General features: G+C 68.9%; 20 protein-coding genes and 1 pseudogene. 9 read left to right on the top strand and 12 right to left on the bottom strand.

Translation table 11 applies throughout. The features are described 5' to 3' along the window. Positions 1-21 precede the first annotated feature (21 nt). From BLQ74_RS16245 to BLQ74_RS28335, 3 genes and pseudogenes are all read left to right on the top strand, one after another. Positions 22-972, top strand: coding sequence for an alpha/beta hydrolase family protein (locus BLQ74_RS16245; protein WP_090264056.1), 951 nt, complete (start codon positions 22-24; stop codon positions 970-972). A 165-nt stretch (positions 973-1,137) separates the two neighbouring features. After that, positions 1,138-1,947: pseudogene (locus tag BLQ74_RS28340) on the top strand (MCP four helix bundle domain-containing protein); the annotation flags it as partial. Further along, positions 1,942-2,805, top strand: a complete 864-nt coding sequence (locus BLQ74_RS28335) for a methyl-accepting chemotaxis protein (RefSeq protein ID WP_483153931.1) — start codon at positions 1,942-1,944, stop codon at positions 2,803-2,805. The pseudogene BLQ74_RS28340 and the gene BLQ74_RS28335, both read left to right, overlap by 6 nt. An 11-nt stretch (positions 2,806-2,816) precedes the next feature. Here the strand turns inward: BLQ74_RS28335 and zapE are convergent, their stop codons facing one another. The 9 genes from zapE to BLQ74_RS16195 form a co-directional block, all read right to left on the bottom strand. After that, positions 2,817-3,941, bottom strand: a complete 1,125-nt coding sequence (gene zapE / locus BLQ74_RS16235; RefSeq protein ID WP_090263955.1) for a cell division protein ZapE — start codon at positions 3,939-3,941, stop codon at positions 2,817-2,819. Then, the gene (yfiB, locus tag BLQ74_RS16230; protein ID WP_244507219.1) at positions 3,938-4,429 is read right to left on the bottom strand and encodes an outer membrane lipoprotein YfiB; all 492 of its coding nucleotides are present in this window, start codon (positions 4,427-4,429) and stop codon (positions 3,938-3,940) included. The genes zapE and yfiB overlap by 4 nt, the downstream gene beginning before the upstream one ends. Then, complete coding sequence (gene dgcN, locus BLQ74_RS16225) at positions 4,314-5,720, bottom strand: diguanylate cyclase DgcN/YfiN (protein ID WP_090263953.1); 1,407 nt, start codon at positions 5,718-5,720, stop codon at positions 4,314-4,316. The genes yfiB and dgcN overlap by 116 nt, the downstream gene beginning before the upstream one ends. Continuing rightward, positions 5,717-6,280: a regulatory sequestration protein YfiR gene (gene yfiR, locus BLQ74_RS16220; RefSeq protein WP_090263952.1), complete on the bottom strand. Its 564-nt coding sequence runs from the start codon at positions 6,278-6,280 to the stop codon at positions 5,717-5,719. The genes dgcN and yfiR overlap by 4 nt, the downstream gene beginning before the upstream one ends. Positions 6,281-6,451: 171 nt before the next feature. Further along, positions 6,452-6,775 (bottom strand): DUF2025 family protein, encoded by a 324-nt coding sequence (locus BLQ74_RS16215; protein WP_090263951.1) that lies wholly within the window; start codon positions 6,773-6,775, stop codon positions 6,452-6,454. Between the two features lie 66 nt (positions 6,776-6,841). Next, entirely contained in the window at positions 6,842-8,014 is a 1,173-nt protein-coding gene (gene ubiM, locus BLQ74_RS16210) for a 5-demethoxyubiquinol-8 5-hydroxylase UbiM (protein WP_090263950.1), read from the bottom strand. A gap of 125 nt (positions 8,015-8,139) precedes the next feature. Next, complete coding sequence (locus tag BLQ74_RS16205; RefSeq protein WP_090263949.1) at positions 8,140-9,270, bottom strand: saccharopine dehydrogenase family protein; 1,131 nt, start codon at positions 9,268-9,270, stop codon at positions 8,140-8,142. 87 nt (positions 9,271-9,357) lie between these two features. Further along, positions 9,358-9,759 carry a GFA family protein gene (locus BLQ74_RS16200; RefSeq protein ID WP_090263947.1) on the bottom strand — a complete coding sequence of 134 codons (402 nt, stop codon included), beginning with the start codon at positions 9,757-9,759 and terminating at the stop codon, positions 9,358-9,360. A gap of 92 nt (positions 9,760-9,851) precedes the next feature. Next, entirely contained in the window at positions 9,852-10,973 is a 1,122-nt protein-coding gene (locus BLQ74_RS16195; protein WP_090263945.1) for an ATP-NAD kinase family protein, read from the bottom strand. 206 nt (positions 10,974-11,179) lie between these two features. Here BLQ74_RS16195 and BLQ74_RS16190 point away from each other — a divergent pair, with 206 nt between their 5' ends. Beyond that, positions 11,180-11,359 carry a PA1571 family protein gene (locus tag BLQ74_RS16190; RefSeq protein ID WP_090263944.1) on the top strand — a complete coding sequence of 60 codons (180 nt, stop codon included), beginning with the start codon at positions 11,180-11,182 and terminating at the stop codon, positions 11,357-11,359. Positions 11,360-11,454: 95 nt separating this feature from the next. On the opposite strand, the gene pdxB is transcribed toward BLQ74_RS16190, so the two are convergent. Next, complete coding sequence (gene pdxB / locus BLQ74_RS16185; RefSeq protein ID WP_090263942.1) at positions 11,455-12,603, bottom strand: 4-phosphoerythronate dehydrogenase PdxB; 1,149 nt, start codon at positions 12,601-12,603, stop codon at positions 11,455-11,457. Between the two features lie 143 nt (positions 12,604-12,746). Between pdxB and BLQ74_RS16180 the strand changes: the two genes are divergently transcribed. The 4 genes from BLQ74_RS16180 to BLQ74_RS27445 all read left to right on the top strand — a co-directional run bounded on the left by BLQ74_RS16180 (position 12,747) and on the right by BLQ74_RS27445 (position 15,892). Next, positions 12,747-14,147, top strand: a complete 1,401-nt coding sequence (locus tag BLQ74_RS16180) for an MATE family efflux transporter (protein ID WP_090263940.1) — start codon at positions 12,747-12,749, stop codon at positions 14,145-14,147. 321 nt (positions 14,148-14,468) lie between these two features. Further along, positions 14,469-15,095: an isochorismate family cysteine hydrolase YcaC gene (gene ycaC, locus BLQ74_RS16175; RefSeq protein ID WP_090263938.1), complete on the top strand. Its 627-nt coding sequence runs from the start codon at positions 14,469-14,471 to the stop codon at positions 15,093-15,095. 52 nt (positions 15,096-15,147) lie between these two features. Then, entirely contained in the window at positions 15,148-15,549 is a 402-nt protein-coding gene (locus tag BLQ74_RS16170) for an OsmC family protein (protein WP_090263936.1), read from the top strand. Between the two features lie 172 nt (positions 15,550-15,721). After that, the gene (locus BLQ74_RS27445) at positions 15,722-15,892 is read left to right on the top strand and encodes a hypothetical protein (RefSeq protein WP_090263934.1); all 171 of its coding nucleotides are present in this window, start codon (positions 15,722-15,724) and stop codon (positions 15,890-15,892) included. 90 nt (positions 15,893-15,982) lie between these two features. Here the strand turns inward: BLQ74_RS27445 and BLQ74_RS16160 are convergent, their stop codons facing one another. Then, positions 15,983-18,049: a putative bifunctional diguanylate cyclase/phosphodiesterase gene (locus BLQ74_RS16160; protein ID WP_090263932.1), complete on the bottom strand. Its 2,067-nt coding sequence runs from the start codon at positions 18,047-18,049 to the stop codon at positions 15,983-15,985. Between the two features lie 100 nt (positions 18,050-18,149). Beyond that, a complete protein-coding gene (locus tag BLQ74_RS16155; RefSeq protein WP_244507209.1) occupies positions 18,150-19,232 on the bottom strand; it encodes a metallophosphoesterase in 1,083 nt (360 codons plus the stop codon). A gap of 127 nt (positions 19,233-19,359) precedes the next feature. Between BLQ74_RS16155 and BLQ74_RS16150 the strand changes: the two genes are divergently transcribed. Beyond that, positions 19,360-20,799, top strand: a complete 1,440-nt coding sequence (locus tag BLQ74_RS16150) for an ArnT family glycosyltransferase (protein WP_090263930.1) — start codon at positions 19,360-19,362, stop codon at positions 20,797-20,799. The last annotated feature ends 38 nt before the right edge of the window (positions 20,800-20,837 follow it).

Below are 20,837 nucleotides of genomic sequence, written 5' to 3'. Positions count from 1 at the left end.
GGGACAATGCGCGAGGGCTGCATGAACGACACGCCGATTCACATCAGCGCGGCAGACGCCTACCCGCTCAAGGGCCGCCTCTGGCGCCATCCCGGCGCCGCCGAGGCAGGCCGCCCGCTGGTGATCATCAACCCGGCGACCTCGGTGCGCAGCGATTACTACGCGCGCTTCGCCGCTTACCTGCACGCCCAGGGCTTCGACGTCATCAGCTACGACTACCGTGGTATCGGTCACTCGCGCCCGGCCTCGCTGCGCGGCTTCGAGGCCAGTTGGCTGGACTGGGGCCGCCTGGACTTCGACGCCGTGCTGCGCTGGGCCGCGACGCACTGCCCCGGCCAACCGCTGCAGGTGGTGGCGCACAGCGTCGGCGGCTTCCTCATCGGCCTGGCGCCGTCCAACCACCTGCTCACCCGCGTCTTCAGCATGGGCGCGCAATACGCCTACTGGCGCGACTACGCCAGCCATCGGCGGCTGTCGATGCTGCTCAAATGGCACGCGCTGATGCCCGCGCTGAGCAGCCTGCTCGGTTACTTCCCGGGCAAGCGCCTGGGCTGGATGGAAGACACGCCGCGCGGCGTGGTGCGTGACTGGACCCACCCCGGCGCGCGCTTCGAAGACGCCTACCGGCGCGGCCCGCAAGCCATGCCGCGCGCCGAGCGGGCGGCCCTGGTGCAGGGCTTCGCCAACCTGCGCGCGGACACCCTGGCGCTGAGCGTGAGCGACGACGAATTCGGCACCCGCGATGCCATCCAGCGTCTGCTGGCCTACTACAGCAACAGCCAGCGCTGCCATCTGCGCCTGTCGCCGCAGGCCCTGGGCTGCGCCCGGATCGGCCACTTCGCCTTCTTCCACAGCCGCTTCGAGAGCAGTCTCTGGCCCATCGCCCTGCGCTGGTTGCGCGACGGCGAAGTGGACGCCGAGCTGGCTCGTTTCATCGTCAGCGACAGCCCGCCGCGCCACCCCGCAGCCTGAGCCCTGCACCGCCGCGCAAAGCGAAAAGCCTTAGCCATCCGTGAGTTAGATCGAAATTCGCGCACCGGCACTTGGCCAGTACACAAGACTGTCACATCTCTTTCATAAGCTGTGCTCGCCTTTTTTTCGCTCGGCAGAGCGTCACAGCAGCAGTGGTCCAGCGTGATGAGAATGTCCAAAGCCTCCCTCGCCCGATTTGCCCAATGGCAACCCTTGCGCCGCTTGCGCATCGGCCAGCGCACCCTGCTCTGTTTCATGCTCTGTGCCCTGCTGCTCGGTGGCGTCGGCGCCTACTGCCTGTACCAGATGGCGGCCATCCGCGCCCAGGGCGAGACCATCGACAGCGACCAGTTGCCGAGCATCGCCCTGGCCGACAGCATTGCCCTCAACCTCAGCCAGTTGCGCGTGCGCGCCCTGCAACAGGTGAGCAACCCCGATCCCATGGTGCGCAGCGGCAACAAGGTGATCATCGAGCAGTTGGCCATCGACATCGCCCAGGAATTCCGCGACTACGCGCCGCTGATCAGCGACGACACCGAACGCGGCGCCATCGAGGCGTTGCAGCAGGCCTTCGAGCAGTTCATCCAGACCATCCGCGAAGAGCAGCAACTGCTCGAACAGCAGAAGTTCGACGAGGCGCGCAGCCTGCTCAACGCCAACCTCGACCAGCAGGGCGAAGCCATCGACACCCAGGTGCAACTGCTGCGCGAATTCAACAAGCAGGCCGCCGCCGACGCCATCGCCAATGCCGCCAGCGCCTACAAGCTGGCGCAGCGCATCGTCTGGGTGGCCCTCGCCAGCGCCCTGCTGCTCAGCCTGCTGCTGGCCTGGCGGCTGACCCGCAGCCTGGTGCGGCCGCTGGCCGAAGCGCTGCAGGTGGCCGAGCGCATCGCCGATGGCGACCTCAGCCAGGTCATCGTCGCCCACGGCCGCGACGAAGCGGCGCGCCTGCTCGACCGCCTCGGCGCCATGCGCGGCAACCTGCACGGCACCATCCGCCAGATCGGCGACGCCGCCGAGCAACTGGCCACCGCCAGCGAAGAGATGAGCGCGGTGATGGAGGAAGGCACCCGCGGCCTGCACCAGCAGCACGACGAAATCGACAACGTCAGCCGCGCCATGAGCCGCATGAGCGAGGCGGTCGGCAGCGTCGCCGCGCACGCCCAGTCCACCGCCGACGTGGCGCGCCAGTCCAACGACAGCGCGCGCGGCGGCCAGCAACAGTTGGCCAACACCCTCAATTCGATCCAGGACCTCGGCGCCGGCGTGCGCCACGCCGCGGAACAGGCCCAGGGCCTGGCCGAGCAGACCCTGCATATCAGCAAGGTGCTCGATGTGATCCGCAGCGTCGCCGAACAGACCAACCTGCTGGCGCTCAACGCCGCCATCGAAGCGGCGCGCGCCGGCGAAGCCGGTCGCGGTTTCTCGGTGGTGGCCGACGAAGTCCGCGCGCTGGCCAAGCGCACCGGCGATTCGACCCGTGAGATCGAGCAATTGATCGGCGCCATCCAGAGCGGCACCGGGCGGACCGTGGAAGCCCTGCGGCAGAGCGCCGAACAGGCCGACCACACCCAGGACCAGGCCGGCGCCGCCGACCGTGCGTTGGCGCTGATCATCGACGCCGCGCGCAGCATCGACGAGCGCAACCGCATGATCGCCGAATCGGTGGACCATCAGGCCGAGGTCGCCCGCGACATCGAGCGCAACCTGGCGAACATCCGCGACCTGTCCAACCAGAGCGCCGCCGGCTCGCAACAGACCAGCAGCGCCAGCCAGGAACTGTCACGCCTGGCCGTGGACCTCAGCGGCCTGGTCCAGCGCTTCCGCCTCTGAGCGCCGGCCGCTCAGCCGGCGAAGCGCTGCAACTGCATCTCGCGCAGGCGGCTGAGGGTGCGGCGGAAGGGAAACTCCAGGCCGCCGTGACTATAGAGTTCATCCAGCGCCACGGCCGCCTCCAGGTACAGCGGCACGCCACGGTCGTAGCATTCGTCGACCAGGGCGATGAAGCGCCGCACGCCATCGTCCTTGGCCGACAGCGCCGGCAACTGGCGATCGCCGGCCACCACGCGCTCCACGCCATCCTCGGTGCCACGGGCAATGCGCGCTTCGCGGCGCTCGCCGCCGAGCGCCGGGACATCCGCCAGCAGGATCGCCCGATAGCGGTCGCAGAGCGCGATGAAATCGGGCGCCGCCAAGGGCTGTTCGCAGAGATCGGCATAACGGCACCAGAGCACCCGCTCATTGCGCCGCAGCACCTGGATGCAGCGCCCGCCCAAATCCAGCGGCTGCGTGCTGCCCGCGCCGCCGCCCAGCGCGGCGTAGACATACGCCAGGGCACTGGGCACGCCCTCGCGGCTCAGCCAATAGCGTTGCGCCGGCGCGCCGGGATGCAGGCGATGGTCACGCCCGCCGTCCACCGCCACCACCTGCATGTGCCGCTCCAGGGCGGCGATCGCCGGAACGAAGCGCTCGCGGTTGAAGCCCTCGGCATACAGCTGCTGCGGCGGCTGGTTGGAGGTGGCGACCATGACCACGCCGCGCTCGAACATGGCGCGCAGCAGGCCGCCCAGCAGCATGGCGTCACCGATGTCGCTGACGAAGAGTTCGTCGAAGCAGAGCACCCGCAGCTCCAGCGCCAGCTCACTGGCCAGGGCGTGCAGCGGCTCGGGAGTACCGCTGAGCTGGAACAGCCGGCGGTGCACCCATTGCATGAAGTGGTGGAAATGCTGACGCCGCGCGGGCACCCGCAGGCTTTCGTAGAAGCGGTCCATCAGCCAGGTCTTGCCGCGCCCGACCGGCCCCCAGAGGTAAACCCCGGATGGCCGCAGGCCCTGGTGCAGGGCCACCTGGCAGTCTTCCAGCAGCCGCGCGGCATGGGCCTGCGCCGGGTCCTCGGCGAACCCGCGCTGGGTCAGCGCCTGGCGATAGGCCGCCAGCGGCGACAAGGGGATCTGAGCGGAGGCATTCATGGCGCGGGCACGATGATCGACACCCGGCGGTTTTCCTGCCGCCCCGCCGCGGTCTTGTTGTCCGCCACCGGCTGCTCCATGCCACGGCCGATCACCTGCAGGTTCTCCTCGCGCAGGCCGACGCCGCGCAGCACCTGGGCCACGGCCTGCGCGCGGCGCAACGACAGCTGGCGGTTGTAGTCGGCATCGCCATAGGAGTCGGTATGGCCTTCCAGGCGCAGCTTGTCGATGCCGCTGGCCAGCAGTTCGCGGCCGATCCGCTCGATATCGCCGCGGCTGCCGGCGTTGATGCTGTCGGCGTTGTTGCCGAACAGCACCTTGCCGGACAGGCCCAGCTCCCAGCCTTCGTCGTTGAGGTGGAAGCCGTTCTGCTTAAGCACCTGGATCTGCGCCGCGCTGAGCCCTTTCTGCGGCGCCGCTGTCTGGCAGCCGGCCAACAACAGACTGAACATAAGGCCCACGAGCATCCATAGCGGGTTCGAGCGCATCGGTATCACGGTAAATCTCCTGCGAGTCCTCGGTAGTTGGCATATCCAGGGGGCTGGCCAGGCAGCGAGTGCCTCGGGCGCTGCGCTTGGCGCGGTACATGGCGGTATCGGCGCTGTGCAGCAGCGCCGCGGGGCTGCGCCCATGCTCCGGATAGAGGGCGATGCCGACGGTGAGCGAGGTACTGACGCTAGCACCGTCCGGCAACGGAATGGGCACCGCCATGCTGGCGATGATGTCGTCGGCGATGCGCAGCGCGGCGTCGCTGTCCTGGATCGGCGTCAGCAGCACGGCGAATTCGTCGCCGCCCAGCCGCGCCACCAGGTCGCCCTCGCGCAACTGGCCGCGAATGCGCATGGCCACGTCGACGAGGACGGCATCGCCCGCGGCGTGGCCGAGTCCGTCGTTGATTTCCTTGAAGCGGTCGGAGTCGATGAACAGCACCGCGGCGCGCTCGCCGGTGTTCGCCAGCTCGCGCAGCGTCCGGCTCAGGCGGCCCTCGAAGAACGCGCGATTGGGCAGATGGGTCAGGCTGTCATGGCTGGCCTGGTGGGCCAGGGAGGCGTTCTCGCGCTCCAGGTGGCTCTGCCAGGCTTCCAGTTCGTCGAGCAGGGCGTTGAAGTCACTGCCCAGCTCATCCAGTTCGGCGATCCGCGCCGGCGCCACGCGCCGGGCGAACTGGCGCTCGCGGCGCACCGCGCGGGCGACCTGCGCCAGGCGCTCCAGCGGGGTGATGATGCGGCCGACCATGCGCCGCGACAGATAGAGCGCACCCAGCGCGGTCAGCAAGAGTCCGGCGAGCATGCCGCCGAGACCGGTGAAGAGGAACGCCAGCAGGCGCCCGCCGCTGCCGCGCAGGTGGATCTCACCGATGCCGAGGCCGTCGCGGACGATCGGCTGCACGCTCTCCTGGTTGAACAGCCAACTGCCGATCCAGTGGCCGAACGAGCTGAGGTCGTGGGCACGCTGCCAGTCCGCGAGGAGCTGGCCGTAGCGATCGTAGACCGCGCAGCGGGAGACCTCTTCGCTGCTGCAGATCAGGTTCAGCGCCTCTTCGACGGCGGCGCGGTCGTTGAACACCACCGCCGCTTCCACGGTGTAGGCCATGGAGCGGCCGATCAGTTGCAGGTTGTAGTCGGCGTAGGCGCGCAGGCTCCAGAGGCCGATCACGGTCACCGCGAGGCCGGCCATGCACACCGCCGCCAGGGCCATGACCAGGTGCGCACGGTACAACAGACGGCCCAGCGAAGGACGCGAGGAGCGTCCGCGACGGTTCAGCGGCGGCATATTCATGCGCCACCCCGGCGCCGCGCCAGGTCGAGCACGCGCGGATGCACGCGGACACCGCTGCGCGCCACCGAATCCAGGTTGACCGCGAAGGACACCTGATCCGCGCGAATATCCAGGCAGAACATGCTGCCGACGCTGCACTGGCGGTCCTGCTCGTCGATCGACAGCACCGCGTGTCCGGACAACCCGGCGAACACCCGCTGGCGTTCGCTGTCGCTCAGCACCCCGAGGTAGACGGCCTGGCATTGCTCGCCCAGGCCGGCGTCATCGGCCGCGCGGCGCTGCACCTGGATGCGCTGGCCGTCGCCCGGCGGCTGTTCGAGGCGCAGCAAGCCATCGGCGTACTCGGTAGGCCCGACCAGGCAAAGGTTCAGCGGATTCTGCTCGCGCGGCCAGCGCGCATAACTGAGGATGCCCAGCACCACCTGGCTGACCGCGTCGAGACGCCGCGCCACGGACGCGTCGTCGGCGGCGTGCAGGGGCAAGGCCGCCACGCCGAGGCACAGCAGCAAGGCACGCCCAAGGTAGGCCAGACGGCGGAATGCCGGACGGGTGAAAGGCAAAATGGCAGCTCCGGTGCGAGGCTCTGCGGTGGAAAACGTGGCGCCATCTTAACGGATCAGCCGGCAAAGAATCGGCATTCGACTGACGATGAAGCGCCGGAATCATCCTCCCCGTCAGTTTTATGACACGCCTTCCTACAAGAACCCCCGACAAGATCCCGGCGCGCGCCCTCAAGGTTTCAGGCGGCGCTCGGCGCGAATCTCCGGCAGGTCGGTGCGGCGCAGGTAGGTCAGCAGTTCCTCGCCCAGCCCGAGGCGATCGTTGATGTTCTGCGCCACCAGAATCTGCAGGCATTCGCGGCTGAGGCTCATGAAGGCATCGCTCTTCGCCGCCCAGACGAACTCGCAGGCGGGGCTGATGCTGTCCTCCACCACGTCCAGGCCGAATGAGTCCTCGCTGAAGCGCACCAGGTATTTGCCCGCCTTGCGGTTGAATCCGACGAAGCCCTTCAGGCGCTCGGCGGCGGCACAGATGTCTGCGGATGTGAAGGCCATGGGGTTCCTCCCGGGAATGTCCCGCTATGAAGGCGGCGGCGCCACCCCCATGGCGCCGCGCCGGGTTCAGGCGTTCTGTGTCAGATGCCGGGCAATCGCCTGGCGCAAGGGCGGCAGGCTCTGGGCCAGGCGCAGGCCGGCGTTGCGCAGCAGCCGCGCCGGCGGGCGGGCGTCGTTGTACAGGCCGGCGATCAGGCTGGTGGCCTGATACAGCGGCCAGCTCGCCAGGCGCTGCGCGAGCGCGTAGCGGCGCAGCACGGCGGCGCCACCGATGTCCTCGCCGCGCCGCTGCGCCGCGAGGATTTCCGCGGCCAGGCGGCGCTGGCTCTGCAAGCCGAAGTTGAAGCCGTGGGCGGTGACCGGGTGCATGCCCACCGCGGCGTCGCCGATCAAGGCGCTGCGCGGCCCGGCGAAGCGGTCGGCAAAGACCCCCACCAGCGGATAGGCATGCCGCGCGCCGAGCAGACGCATGCTGCCCAGGCGCCGCTCGAAGCGCCGCTCGATGTCGCGGGCGAACGCCTCCTCGTCCAGTTGCAGCAATGGCGCCATCTCGCGCGGCGGCAGGGTCAGCACCACCGACGACTGCTCGCCATTGAGCGGCAACAGGGCCAGGGTCTGGCCGTAGCCGAACCACTCCCAGGCCACCTGCCGGTGCGGCTGCTGGTGGGCCATGCGGCAGACCAGCATGGTCTTGCCGAAGTCTTCCATGCGCGCGCCTATGCCAAGCAGCCGGCGCGTCTCGGAAAAGCGGCTGTCGGCGGCCACCAGCAGGCGCGCATGGATGACCTCGTCGCCCGAAAGGCTCAAGCGCACGCGCTCCGGGCCCAGTTGCACGGCCTGCAGCGAGCGCTGCTCGATCAGGCTGACGTCGGCGCAATCGGCCACCGCGGCATAGGCGGCGCGGCGAATCGCCTGGTTCGGCACCAGGTAGCCGAGCTGTCCGGCGCCGGCCATGCCGGCCTCGATGCGTAAGGCGAACAACGAGGGGCCATTGAGTACCTGGGCGTCGCGCAAGGGGGCGATGTCCTCGGCGGCGATCCGCGCCCACAGGCCGAGTTTCTCCAACTGGCCGCGCGAGGCATGGGTCAGGGCGATCTCGCGGCCATCCTCGGCCGGGTCGGCCAGGGCCGCGCGCGCCTGGCGCTCGACGAGCACGATCGACAGCCCCTGGCCGGAAAGGCTGCGCGCCAGGCACAGTCCGGCCGGTCCGGCACCAATGATGGCGATATCCGCTTGCATGCTGACTCCTGTCGCGGGAATTGAGCGGCTGGCAGTCTAGGTCGCGCCCTGGGCGTTTTTCTTGCCGTGGATCAGTAAGCCAGGGCGCCCCGCCTGCGGCACCGAGGCGCAGGCGCGGGGCGGCGTCACAGCGGCAGCGACTCGACCTCGCGCGCGCCATGCACGACCCTCAGGCCCTCCAGCTCGAACAGGTATTCGTCCAGGCTGAGCAGGCCGATGCAGGGGCTGGCGCCGCGCGCGGCCAGGCGGCCGGCGGCCAGCTTGCGGGCCAGCGCCACGGCAGCCATGCAGGGAATGTTCGGCCCATGGTCGTCGCTGGCCAGCAGGTCCCAGCACAACGCCAGCGGTTGGCCATCGCGGCCCTCGCCTTGCAGGTGGACGAACATGCCGCTGCGGCCGTCGCCGAACGGCTCCAGCGCCACGGCCAGGCGATGCAGGCCGGCACTGAGGCGGCCGGCGTTGCGCAGCAGCCCCATGCGCACCAGCCAGGACAGCGCCCAGGTGCCGAAATGCGTGAAGCGCAGCCCCAGTCCGGCGGAGAAACGCACATCGCGCACGCTCGGGTAGCGCTGCGGGAAGAGTTCCAGGTCGGGCACGTCGCACTGGGCCAGCCAGCGCCGCCCGAGCGGTTGCGGGAAATCGTGGGTGCTCAGGTCCTGCCAGCCGTAGACCGATTGCCAGTGGCCGGCGCGCAACTGGCGCAGCGGCTTGCCGCAATAGCCGAGCACCGCATTCAGGGTGGCCTGGCCGGGAATCTTCGCCGAGGAACTGATGCCGTGGACGATGCTGTCGAGGCGGGCGAAGCGCGGCAGCAACTGGTCGACCACCGCGGCGCTGAGCGCGGGGACCGAACTGGCGCCGGCGCAGACCAGTACCCCGGCGCTGCGCGCGGCGCGATTCAATTCACCGATGCCGCAGACGAAGGCGCGCGCATCGGCCAGGTCGACATAGTGCGCGCCGGCGGCAATCGCGGCGCGGGCCACGCGGTAATCCTGGCCCTGGAAAGGACCGGCGGTGGAGATCAGCAGATCGACCTTCAGTTCGAGCAGACGCCCAGCCAGGGTCGGCTGGTTCATGTCCAGGCAGACCGGCTCACCGCCGACCTCGGCGGCCAGCGCGCTGGCGCGCTTCTGGTCGCGGCCGGCGATCAGCACGCGGAGGCCCTCGATGGTGCTGAGCCGGCGCGCGATCAGGCTGCCGAAATTACCGTAACCGCCAAGAACCAGCACGCGGAATGCGGGGGGTACTACCGACATCGATCCTCCTTGATACCCATCAGCCACGCCTGGCAGGCGCGGCCGCGCAGAGTGTAGCGAGCGCGCCCGCCAGGACCAAGCCGCCGGTCAATCGGGCTTGCTGCCGGGGTAACGCGGCAGCGCATCGTCCAGCGGCCACCAGTTGGCCGCCGAGGCGACCTGCAAATGGACCGCCGCGCGGGTCGGCAAGTCGCCGTCGAGCGTGCCGACGCGCAGCCGCAAGATCCCGGGCAAGGCGTCGCGTTCGCTGTAGATCGGCGACCCGCACCGCGCGCAGAACCAGCGGCGCTTGCCCGGCGAGGCGGAATAGGCACGCAGCAGTTCGCCCCCCGAGAGCAGCTGAAAATCCGCGCGCGCGAGCGGAAGATTGGTGGCGAAAGGCCCGCCCTGGGCCTTGCGGCACTGGCTGCAATGGCAGACCTGGATCGGCGCCAGCGCGCCGCGTACCGCGAAGGTTATGCCTCCGCACAGACAGCTGCCGTGATACATGCCGCGCCCCCTCGAAAGACTCAAAGAGCAGCAGTCTAGAGCAGCGCCAGGCCCGGCACCGACATTTCTACGAGCGGTCTGGGGCGACGCGCTCAGATGGCCGCGGCCAGCGGATAGAGCAACTCCTCCCGGTAGCCCGCCCAGACCCGCAGGACATCCGGGAAATCCGCATCCAGTTGCGGATCGCCGCTATCCACCCGCAACGGCCGTCCCGCCAGGGTGGCGAGCTTGCGCTTGGTCGCCACCACGCGCAGATGATCGAGGCCGATGGCGCGCACCACGCGCGGGCTGATCTGCTGGTTGCCCCGCCCGAGCACATGGCCCTGGCCGCCGATCAGCGTGACCAAGAGCCAGGCCGGATGGCCCTCGACCAGCTCGAACAGTTGCCGTTCGCTGACATCGCGGGCGATCACCTGGCCGTTTTCCACCACGTCGACGCCGAGCAAACTGGTCTCCAGGCCCAGCTCCCGGGCCAGGCCATGCAGCGTCGAGCCGGGGCCGAAGACATAACGCACACCCTCCTCCCAGCTTTCCGCCAGCCAGGCGGCGAGGTCGACCAGGACCAGTTCCTCGGTCTCCATGCCGGCCTGTTTGACGTGCTGCATGAAGTGCCCCTCCTCGGGCACGGTCAGTTCGGCGTACCAGCGCGCCGCCACCCGCCCCGCCCGCAGCGCCGCTTCATCGAGGTCGCGCACCTCGCCCTGGGTCAGGCGCACCAGGCCGCCTTCCACCAGGCGCCGCGCGAGTTCCCCGGCGGCCCGCGGGCTGACGGCATAGACCGCGGAATGAATCTTCACCCCGGCCGGGATGCCGAGCACCGGCTGCCCCTCCCGCGCCACCGCGGCGATATCCCGCGCGGTGCCGTCACCGCCGGCGAAGAGCATCAGCGCGACCCCGGCATCGTCGAGCAGACGCACGGCGCGCCGGGTGTCCTCGGCGCTGCTCTGGGCGCCATCCAGCTCACCGACCAGGCGATGGCGAAAGCCCATCGCCTGCAACAGATCGCCGCCCATCGGGCCGGGAAAGCTGACGAACTCCAGGCGCTCGCGCAGCGGCAGCAGTTGCTCCAGTGCCAGCCGGGTACGCTCGGCCGCGCGCGGCGCGGCGCCCAGGGCGATGGCCTGCGCGGCGACGCCATCGCTGCCCTTGAGTGCGACAGTGCCACCAAGACCGGCCAGCGGATTGATGATCAGGCCCAAGCGAAAAGCGTCCATACTGCCCCCCAACGGATCAACCAGCGGTTTTCTGGCCCAGGTCGGGCCGACTCAATAACAACTTCGATCGCCCCCAGCACCTGGCACGCAAGCTGCGAGGGAGGTGATTGTTTCGCCCGGAGCGACGGAGCGCTGACGCCAGCCTGTCACCGGGACTTCATGTAACTCTGCCTAACATGCAGCAGCTTTCGATGAGGAGACTGGCCATGAGTTTGCAAGAAATCCGCGACACCGCCCCACGCCGCGAAGTCCCCCGCTACCACCCGCACCAACCGGTCGGCGGTTCGATCATCGACGCCCAGGGCAAGGAAATACCGATTACCGAAGACATGATCCAGCGCGCCTGCCGCGAACTGGAAAACAGTTGCGTGCAACGATCGCGCTGAGTTCAGGGCAAACAATCAGCGAACACCGCTGGTTTTCCCACTGAACGTGCGCATTGGCGGCCTTCCTCTGCCGGGGAAGGCCGCTCTTCCTTCCGTCACTCGCCGACACGATTGGCGCCCAGCGCCCGCAACAGCCGCTCCAGCGCTGGCGCATCGCCCTGCACGTCGACCCAGAGCCCGGTGATCTCGCGGCGCGGCGGGTAATGCTTGCGCAAGGCATCGAAGCCGGCGCGACGCGCCTCGGCGCTCCCCACCAGGCTACGACGGAAGGCCGCATCGTCGCTGCGCGGGTCGTATACCGCGCGACACAGCAGGCCCAGCGCCCAGTCCGGCGCACAGTCCTCGCCGAGGCTCAGCTCGGCCAGCCATTGCGGCGGCAGCAGGTCGTCCAGTTGCACCTGCGGCTCCAGGCCGCGCCAGGCGCAGAACGCCTGATAGATCTGCGCGGTGCCGCGCAGCTTGCCATCGAGGCTGTAGCCGGCGATGTGCGGGGTGGCGATGCGGCACAACTGCGCCAGTTCCACGTCCACTTGCGGCTCGCCTTCCCAGACATCCAGGGCCACGTCCAGCGCGGCGCCGCTTTCCAGGCGCTGGCGCAGCGCCGCGTTGTCCACCACCGGCCCACGGCTGGCGTTGAGCAGCCAGGTGCCGGGGCGCAGGTGCGCCAGGCGCTCGGCATCGATCAGGTGGCGGGTGAGATGCGCGCCCATGCTGGTCAGCGGCGTGTGCAGGCTGATCACGTCACATTCGCGGACGATCTCTTCCAGACTGACGAAATCACCGCCCTCGGCGGCTTGCCGCGGCGGATCGCAGACGCGCACATCCCAACCCAGGCCGCGCAGCACATCGACCAGACGCCCGCCGACCTGTCCTGCACCGACCACCCCGTAGCGCCGCTCGCTCAGGTCCGCACCATGGCTTTCGGCCAGCGCCAGCAGACTGCCCAGCACCCAGTCCACCACGCCACGGGCATTGCAGCCGGGGGCGCTGGACCAGGCGATACCGGCTTCGGCGAAGTAATCGAGGTCGAGATGGTCGGTGCCGATGGTGCAGGTGCCGACGAAGCGCACCGAACTGCCGTGCAGCAGTTCACGGTCGACACGGGTCACCGAGCGCACCAACAGCACCTCGGCGTCCGCCAGGGCGGCGCGGTCGATGCCCCGACCGGGCAGGCGGCGAATCTCGCCGTGGGCGCCGAAAAAGGCGTCGACCAGGGGAATGTTTTCATCGGCCAGGATGCGCATGGGCAGGACTCCACGAAGTGATCCGTGCACTTTACCAGTGCCGCGCACGGGGGTCGCGGGTGACGTTAACGGTGCTTCCTGACCGAGCCGTCAACCTTTAGACTGATCGGCTTTCCCTTCGCCCCCGCCCCACAAGGAATACCGTGAGTGCAATTGCCCGGCCCGTCTCGCGTAGACGGCGTATCGCCAGCGAGCTGAAGGAACTGCTCAGCCTCGCCGCCCCGATCATGATCGCCCAGTTGGCCACCACCGCCATGGGCTTCGTCGATGCGGTCATGGCCGGCCGCGTCGGCCCGCGCGACCTGGCGGCGGTGGCGCTGGGCAACTCGATCTGGATTCCAGTGTTCCTGCTGATGACCGGTACCCTGTTGGCGACCACCGCCAAGGTGGCGCAGCGCTTTGGCGCCGGCGACCAGCCCGGCACCGGCCCGCTGGTGCGCCAGGCGCTGTGGCTGGCGCTGCTGGTCGGCCCGCTGGCGGCGGCGGTACTGTGGTTCCTTGCCGAGCCGGTGCTGCGCGCGATGAAGGTCGAAGCGGCACTGATCGAACCCAGCCGCTTCTACCTGCGCGGCATCGCCTGCGGCCTGCCGGCGGTGGCCCTATACCACGTGCTGCGCTGTTTCAGCGACGGCCTCGGGCGGACCCGGCCAAGCATGGTGCTGGGGCTCTGCGGGCTGCTGCTGAACATTCCGCTCAACTACGTGCTGATCTACGGCCACCTGGGCTTCCCCGCCCTCGGCGGCCCCGGCTGCGGCTGGGCCACCGCCTCGGTGATGTGGTTCATGCTGCTGGGCATGCTCGGCTGGGTGAACGGCGCCGCGGTCTACCGCCCCAGCGCCCTCTTCTCGCAGTGGGAGCTGCCGGACCCGGCGGTGATCCGCCGCCTGGTCTCGGTCGGCCTGCCGATCGGCATCGCCGTGTTCGCCGAGTCGAGCATCTTCTCGGTGATCGCCCTGCTGATCGGCGAACTCGGCGAGAAGGTGGTGGCCGGGCACCAGGTTGCGCTCAACTTCAGCGCCATGGCGTTCATGATCCCCTATGCCCTGGCCATGGCGGTGACGGTGCGGGTCGGCCAGGCCCTGGGCGCCGGCGCCCCGCGCGACGCGCGCTTTTCCGCCGGCACCGGGATGGCCGCGGCGCTGGCCTATGCCTGCGTGTCGGCGACGGCCATGCTGCTGCTGCGCGAGCAGATCGCCGCGCTCTACACCCGCGATCCGCAGGTGCTGGTGCTGGCCGCTTCGCTGCTGGTGTTCTCCGCGCTGTTCCAATTCTCCGACGCCCTGCAGGTCACCGCAGCCGGTGCCCTGCGCGGCTACCAGGACACCCGCGCGGTGATGCTCATCACCCTGTTCGCCTACTGGGGAATCGGCCTGCCGGTGGGCTACAGCCTGGGCCTGGCCCACTGGCTGCAAGAACCGAGCGGCCCGCGCGGCCTCTGGCAGGGCCTGATCGTCGGCCTGACCTGCGCCGCAGCGATGCTCGGCATCCGCCTGGCGCGCAGCGCCCGGCGGCATATCCGCCTGAAGGAACGGCGCGCCGCCTGATCAGGCCGCCGGGCCTGGCGCGCTGCGCACGAGCAGGCCCGGCAGGGCCAGCGCCACGGCCAGCGGGAGGCACTCCGCGAGCCCCGGGGCACGCTATTCATCTGCCGGACGCGAACAGCGCCTACTCTGGTTGAGCACGGCAAACGCTGCCCTGACCCGGCATCCGCCGCTTCAGGGCCCGTAGCCGTCGCTTGCCCGTTCCGCCAAGGCGCCGGCAGTCGCGCCCCGGCAACCGCCGCCGGATGCGCGGCGTCGAGGCAGCCCCGTACACCTGGCGCGCGGCGCCGGGTGATAACGCCCCACGACAATGAGGAACTCGCCATGAGCAAAGCCTACGTCCGTCTCGACAAGAGCCAGGCCGCCGTGCTGCTGGTCGACCACCAGGCCGGCCTGCTGTCCCTGGTGCGCGACCAGGACCCGGACAAATTCAAGAACAACGTCCTGGCCCTGGCCGATCTGGCCAAGTACTTCAAGCTGCCGACCATCCTCACCACCAGCTTCGAAAGCGGTCCCAACGGCCCGCTGGTGCCCGAACTGAAGGAACGCTTCCCGGACGCGCCCTACATCGCCCGCCCCGGCAACATCAACGCCTGGGACAACGAGGACTTCGTCAAGGCGGTCAAGGCCACCGGCAAGCAGCAGTTGATCCTCGCCGGCGTGGTCACCGAGGTCTGCGTCGCCTTCCCGGCCCTCTCGGCATTGGCGGAAGGCTTCGATGTATTCGTCGTCACCGACGCCTCGGGGACCTTCAACGAAATCACCCGCGACGCCGCCTGGCGCCGCATGGAAGCCAATGGCGCGCAGCTGATGAGTTGGTTCGGCGTGGCCTGCGAACTGCATCGCGACTGGCGCAACGATATCGAGGGGCTGGCCGCGCTGTTCTCCGCGCATATTCCCGACTATCGCAACCTGATCACCAGCTACAGTACCCTTACCGCGGCCAAGTGATCCCACCAGGGGCCGCGTCCGCGCGGCTCCGTTTCCCCCACAAGGAGCCCCCATGAGCGAAGCGCTCGCGCATGCCAGCTATGCCGGCATTCCCTACCAGGTGACGCTGTCCAACGGCGTCCAGCAGTGGCTCGCCGACGAACCCGCCGAACTCGGCGGCGGCGACCAGGGCCCGAGCCCTTACCAGTTGCTCCTGTCGTCCCTCGGCGCCTGCACGGCGATCACCCTGGCGATGTATGCGCAACGCAAGGAGTGGCCGCTGGACGGCATCGAGGTCGATCTGCGCTTCGACCAGGACCAGCCCGGCCATTCGCGCATCGCCCGCGACATCCGCCTGAAGGGCGCGCTCGACGCCACCCAGCGCAAACGTCTGCTGGATATCGCCAACGTCTGCCCGATCCACAAGGTACTCAGCGGCGAGATCGCCATCGCCAGCCAGTTGCTCGACGGCTGAACGCGAACCGCGCTCAGGCAGCGCCCCGCGTTGCCCCGCAAGCCTTGTGCCGGCCGACGCAACCGTTATGCTGCGTCGGTCGCTCAGGCGCCACAATTGCCACGGATCAAGCGCCCCGGCGTCGCCGCTGGCCTAGACTTTCAGCTATCGGTATCACGGACTAAGGCTCGCCATGGATTCTTTCCTCGTCACCCTCGCGGTCATCATCTTCGGCATGTTCATGCTCGGCATCGGCTTCACCATCCGCGAGCGCAGCTCCGGCGTGTTGCTGATGTGGATCGGCGTGCTGAGCATGCTGTCGGTCATCAGCTACCGCATCTATCTCGCCACCTCGGCGGTCTGAGCGCCGCCCGTCCGGGCAGCGTCCGAGCCCGCCAGGCGCGGAGCAAGAGCAGCGTTGCCACTCGATTCGCCAGGCGCCGCCACGCCGGACTTAAGCCGGCGGCGGCAGGCGCTGCGCCATCTGCTCGGCCGGCCCCGGCTGGCCGAGCAGGTAGCCCTGTAGCGAATCGCACCCCAACTGGGTGAGGAAGGTCCGCTGCCCGGAGGTTTCCACCCCTTCGGCGACGATGCGCAGGTCGAGGGCCTGGCCCAGCGCGACGATCGCCGAGACGATGGCGGCATCGTCGCTGTCCTGCTCCAGGTCGCGCACGAAGCCACGGTCGATCTTCAGCTCGTTGGCCGGCAGGCGCTTGAGATAGAGCAGGCTGGAATAGCCGGTGCCGAAGTCGTCGATGGACAGGTCCACGCCCATTTCGGCCAGCTTGCCGAGGATCGCCAGGCTACTGTCGGCATCGCGCATGGCGGTGGTTTCGGTGATCTCCAGGGTCAGGCAGTTGGCGGGCAGCGCGTGCCGGCGCAGGGTCGCGGCGACACATTCGAGCAGCCCGGCATGACTGAACTGCACCGCCGACAGGTTCACCGCGACGCGCCAGTGCCGGTGTCCGGCGAGGTACCACTGGCGCATTTGCCGGCAGGCTTCGTCGAGCACCCACTCGCCGATGCCGATGATCAACCCGGTGCGCTCGGCCAGGCCGATGAATTCGTCGGGCAGCAACAGCCCGCGCCGTGGGTGCTGCCAGCGCAACAGCGCCTCGGCGCCGATCGGCTGCTCGCCGCTGGCGGCGAACTTCGGCTGGTAATGCAGGACGAACTCGCCGCGCTCCAGGGCCACGCGCAGATCCTGCAACATCAGCAGGTGGTTGCGCGCATTGGTGTTCATCGAGTGCTCGAAGAAGCTGTAGGCGTTCTTGCCGCTGCCCTTGGCGTGGTACATGGCGGCGTCGGCGTTGATCAGCAGCTCCTGGTGGCTGGCGCCATCGCCCGGATACAGCGCGATACCGACACTGCCGGAAATCCGCAGCTCCTGCTCGTTGAGCAGGAACGGCTGGGCCAGCCGGGTGATCTGCTGGCTGGCCACGGCGGCCGCATCCTCGGGCGCCTTCAGCGCCACCAGCAGGGCGAACTCGTCGCCACCGATGCGCGCCAGGGTGTCTTCGCCACGCAGGTTGTCGCGCAGGCGCCCGGCCACGGCACGCAGCAACTGGTCGCCGACATGGTGGCCGAAGGCGTCGTTGATCGGTTTGAAGCCGTCCAGATCGAGGAACATCAGCGCGAAATAGCCACCCTCGCGCTGCACCTTGGCGATCATCTGCCCGACACGGTCTTCCAGCAGCAGGCGGTTGGGCAAGCGCGTCAGGTTGTCGTGCAGGGCCAGTTGGGTGAGTTCCCGGTTGGCCTGCGCCAGGGAGTCGGCGAGCTGCGCGGTGCGCGCTTCCAGGCGCGCGTCGAGGATCGAGGTGAGCAAGGCGATGGCCAGCACCGCCAGCGTCACCAGGACGATGGCGATCGCCAGCCAGTTGTTGTCCAGGCCCCTGGAGGCGGCGCCGCAGAAGCTGCCGAGCGGAAAACGCGCGGCGGCCATGCCGGTGTAGTGCATGCCGACGATGGCCAGCCCCATCAGCAGCGCCGCGCCGGCCCGCACCAGGCTGACGTAGGGGGCACTCTGGCGCAGGCGGAAGGCGATCCATAGCGCCGAGCCGGAGGCCAGCGCGGCGATCAGCAGCGACAGGCCGAACAGCCAGGGGTTGTAGTCGATGCCCGGCTGCATGAGCATCGCGTGCATGCCCAGGTAGTGCATGCTGGCGATGCCGCTGCCCATGACCAGGGTGCCGGCCAGCAAACGCCGCGGCGGCAGGCTCTGCTGTCCGACCAGCGCCAGGGCGAAGCCCGAGCTGAGGACCGCGATGAGCAGCGACAGCAGCGTCAGCGTCAGGTCGTAGCCAAGGGGGATCGGCAGGCTGAAGGCGAGCATGCCGACGAAGTGCATGGACCAGACGCCGATGCCCATGGCCAGGGCGCCACCGACGATCCACAGCAGCGCGTTCCAACCGTTCGAACGCGCGATGCGGCCGGCCAGGTCCAGCGCCGTATAGGAGGCCAGCACGGCCACGCAAAGGGAAACCAGCACCAGGGCAAGGTCGTAACTACCAGTCAACATCTCGACTCTCTGCAACGCACGGCGACCCTGTGCGAAAAGCGCGAGATTCTAGCCAACTGCCAGTATGTCGAACCAGATACATCCGTCGCCTTTCTGTCGCTCAGCGACCTGCCAGAGCCCCCCGCTGCTCCGCGGCCAGGCATCCTTGCGGTTGGCCGGCGCAGGCGCGCGGCCAGTCGAAGCTCGACTCCGCCTGGCCGCTGGCGTCATAAGAGGAGATTCGCGCCTGCTCGGCGCTGAACTCGACGGCGCTGAAGCCCGGACGTGCGACGGCGAACAGGGTGTCCGCGTGGGCCGCGCTATCCAGCGCATTGACCCGTTGCCCGCCGCCGCCGGAAATCACCCAGGCCGGCTCGCCGGGGCGGACGATCAGTTGCTGGTTGTGATCGTGTCCGGACAGGAACAGGTCGACGCCGCTGCGTTGCAGCATCGGCAGCAGGTCCTCCTGGAGCTGCTGGTTCTGCCCGTCCGGGCCATGGTCGCGCAGCGGGTGGTGCGCCGCCACCACTCGCCAGACCGGTGCCGGACCCGGCGCGGAGAAGGCCTGCTGGATGAACGCCGCCTGCTGCAGCAGGCTCTCGCGCGAGGCCGCTGAGTCGAGGAACACCACCCGTACCAGCGGCCGCTCACCGGCCCTGCCGAAGTCGCGGGTGTAGAAACGCGCCGGCATCTGCCAACGGCCGGAGCCTTTTTTTTCGCGGCTGTAGGCCAGTTCGACGTCCGCCGATTTCGGGTAGTCATGGTTGCCGAGTACCGCGAAGAACGGCACGTGGCTGAGCCAGGCGCCCCAGTAGACCCGTTCGAATCTCAGCGCCCAGGCACGATCACTGGTGTCGCTGAGCGGCGCCCCGTAGAAATTGTCGCCCAGCAGCATGACCAGGTTGATCCCACCCAGCGCTTCGGCCGCCCGCTCCATGCCGCGGCCGACCCGCCACTGCTGCAGGTCGCCGCTGCCCTGGTCGCCCAGCGCGAGCAAGGCCACACGGTCCGCCGGCAGGCCGCTCAACGGGGCATAGGGTTGCAGCGGCGCGTTCAGCCAGACAAACGCGACAGCCATCGCCAGCAGCGACAGGACCAGCAGTCCGCCGCCGCCGATTCGCCAGACTGCGCGCCAGCGGCGGCCCATCGACGGCGGGCAACCGGCGTCGGCGCGCGCGACCAGCCCCCCTGGGAATTCACTCATGCGCAATGCTCCGGCCTTGCGATTGTGGCTCAGTCATTCAACGCGCCGATCGTTAATGCTGCGTTAAGAGGGGGTGGGTAAATCTTCCTACATTGCTGCCTATTTGCTCTCTGCCTCTGGTACTGCCATGCCACTCAGTCGCTCGACCGTTCTCCTGCTGGCCTTCACTGCCCTGATGTTCTTCGTCGCCCTCGGCAATCATCAGCTGCAGGGCTCCACCGAACCGCGGGTGGCGGGCATCGCCATGGAAATGCAGCTGGACCGCGACTGGGTGACGCCGCGCGTGAATGGCCAACGCTTCCTGGAAAAACCGCCGCTGAGCCTCTGGCTGGATGTCACCGCCATGCGCCTGTTCGGCCCCACCACCCTGGCCGTCCGCCTGGCCTCGGCGCTGGCCGGCCTGGCCAGTGTGATGCTGCTTTACGGCATGCTGCGGCGCCTGGGGCGTCCGGCCGGGCTGGCATTGCTGGCGGGGCTGATGCTGGCGAGCATGGCCAGCTTCTGGGGCAATGCCCGCCAGGTCGGCGAAGATGCCCTGCTCTGCCTCGGCGTCAGCCTGGCGCTGCTGGCCTTCCTGCGCGCCCACCTGCAGGCGCGGGGCGACGCGCCGAGCTGGCCGTTCTTCGCCCTGGGCATCGCCATCGCCAGCCTGAGCAAAGGCCTGCTCGGCCTGGCGCTGCCTGGGGTGGTGATCTTCGCCTACCTGCTGGCGGAAACGCGCCTGCAACGCCGTCTGCAACTGGACGCCTGGCTGCGGCCGCTGGCCTGGACCCTGCTCGGCCTGCTGCCGCTGCTGTTCTGGCTGGGCCTGCTGTACCGCCAGGAAGGTCTGCAGGCGCTGCGGGAAATCCTCTGGGCCAATAGCGTCGGCCGCTTCAGCGGCTCCTTCGAAGACGCCGGGCACTTCGAACCCTTCTATTACTACCTGGGCAAGTTGCCGGAGGCCTTCCTGCCGTGGAACCTGCTCACCTACCTGGGGCTGTGGCACTTGCGCAAGCGCGTGCGCAACGACCGGCAGCTGCTGTTCTTCTACGTCTGGCTGCTGGCGCAGTTCCTCCTGCTGACCCTGGCCTCCAGCAAGCGCATGGTCTACCTGATGTCGTTGAGCCCGGCCGCCGCGGTGATCGCCGCCGAGTACGCCGGCGTCTGGCTTGCGCGTTGGCGCGACACGCGCCTGGCACGGCGCCTGCCCAGCCTGCTCGGCGTGCTCTTCAGCCTGGTGCTCGCCGCCTACTTGAGCGTGGCCTTCTGGGTGCAACCGCATGCCGACCGCAAAGAGTCGTTCCTGCCGCTGGTCGAGCAGATCCACCAGCGCCAGGCCCAGGGCCAGGACATCGTGCTCTACCAGCCAAGCGAGCGCCTGGCCGGCGCCAGCGTGTTCTACAGCCGCAGCCGGCTGCCGGGGCTGTACGAGCAGAGCGCCCTGCTGCAATACCTCAGGGAGACGCCGAACCACGTCGCCGTCATGGAGAGCGTCACGCAGCCGCAGGCGCCGCTGAAGGTATTGGACAAACAGGTGGTGGGCCGCCGCGTTTACTACTTCCTCGGCGCCGAGAACGCGCCTTAGGTTGCGCAGGCATAGCGGCGCGCTCGCTGCTGCGGGGC

The organism is Pseudomonas panipatensis, from assembly GCF_900099785.1.
GTDB lineage: Bacteria > Pseudomonadota > Gammaproteobacteria > Pseudomonadales > Pseudomonadaceae > Pseudomonas > Pseudomonas panipatensis.
The sequence above is the reverse complement of the archived record's forward strand: the minus strand, read 5'-3'. Positions and strand labels throughout refer to the sequence as shown.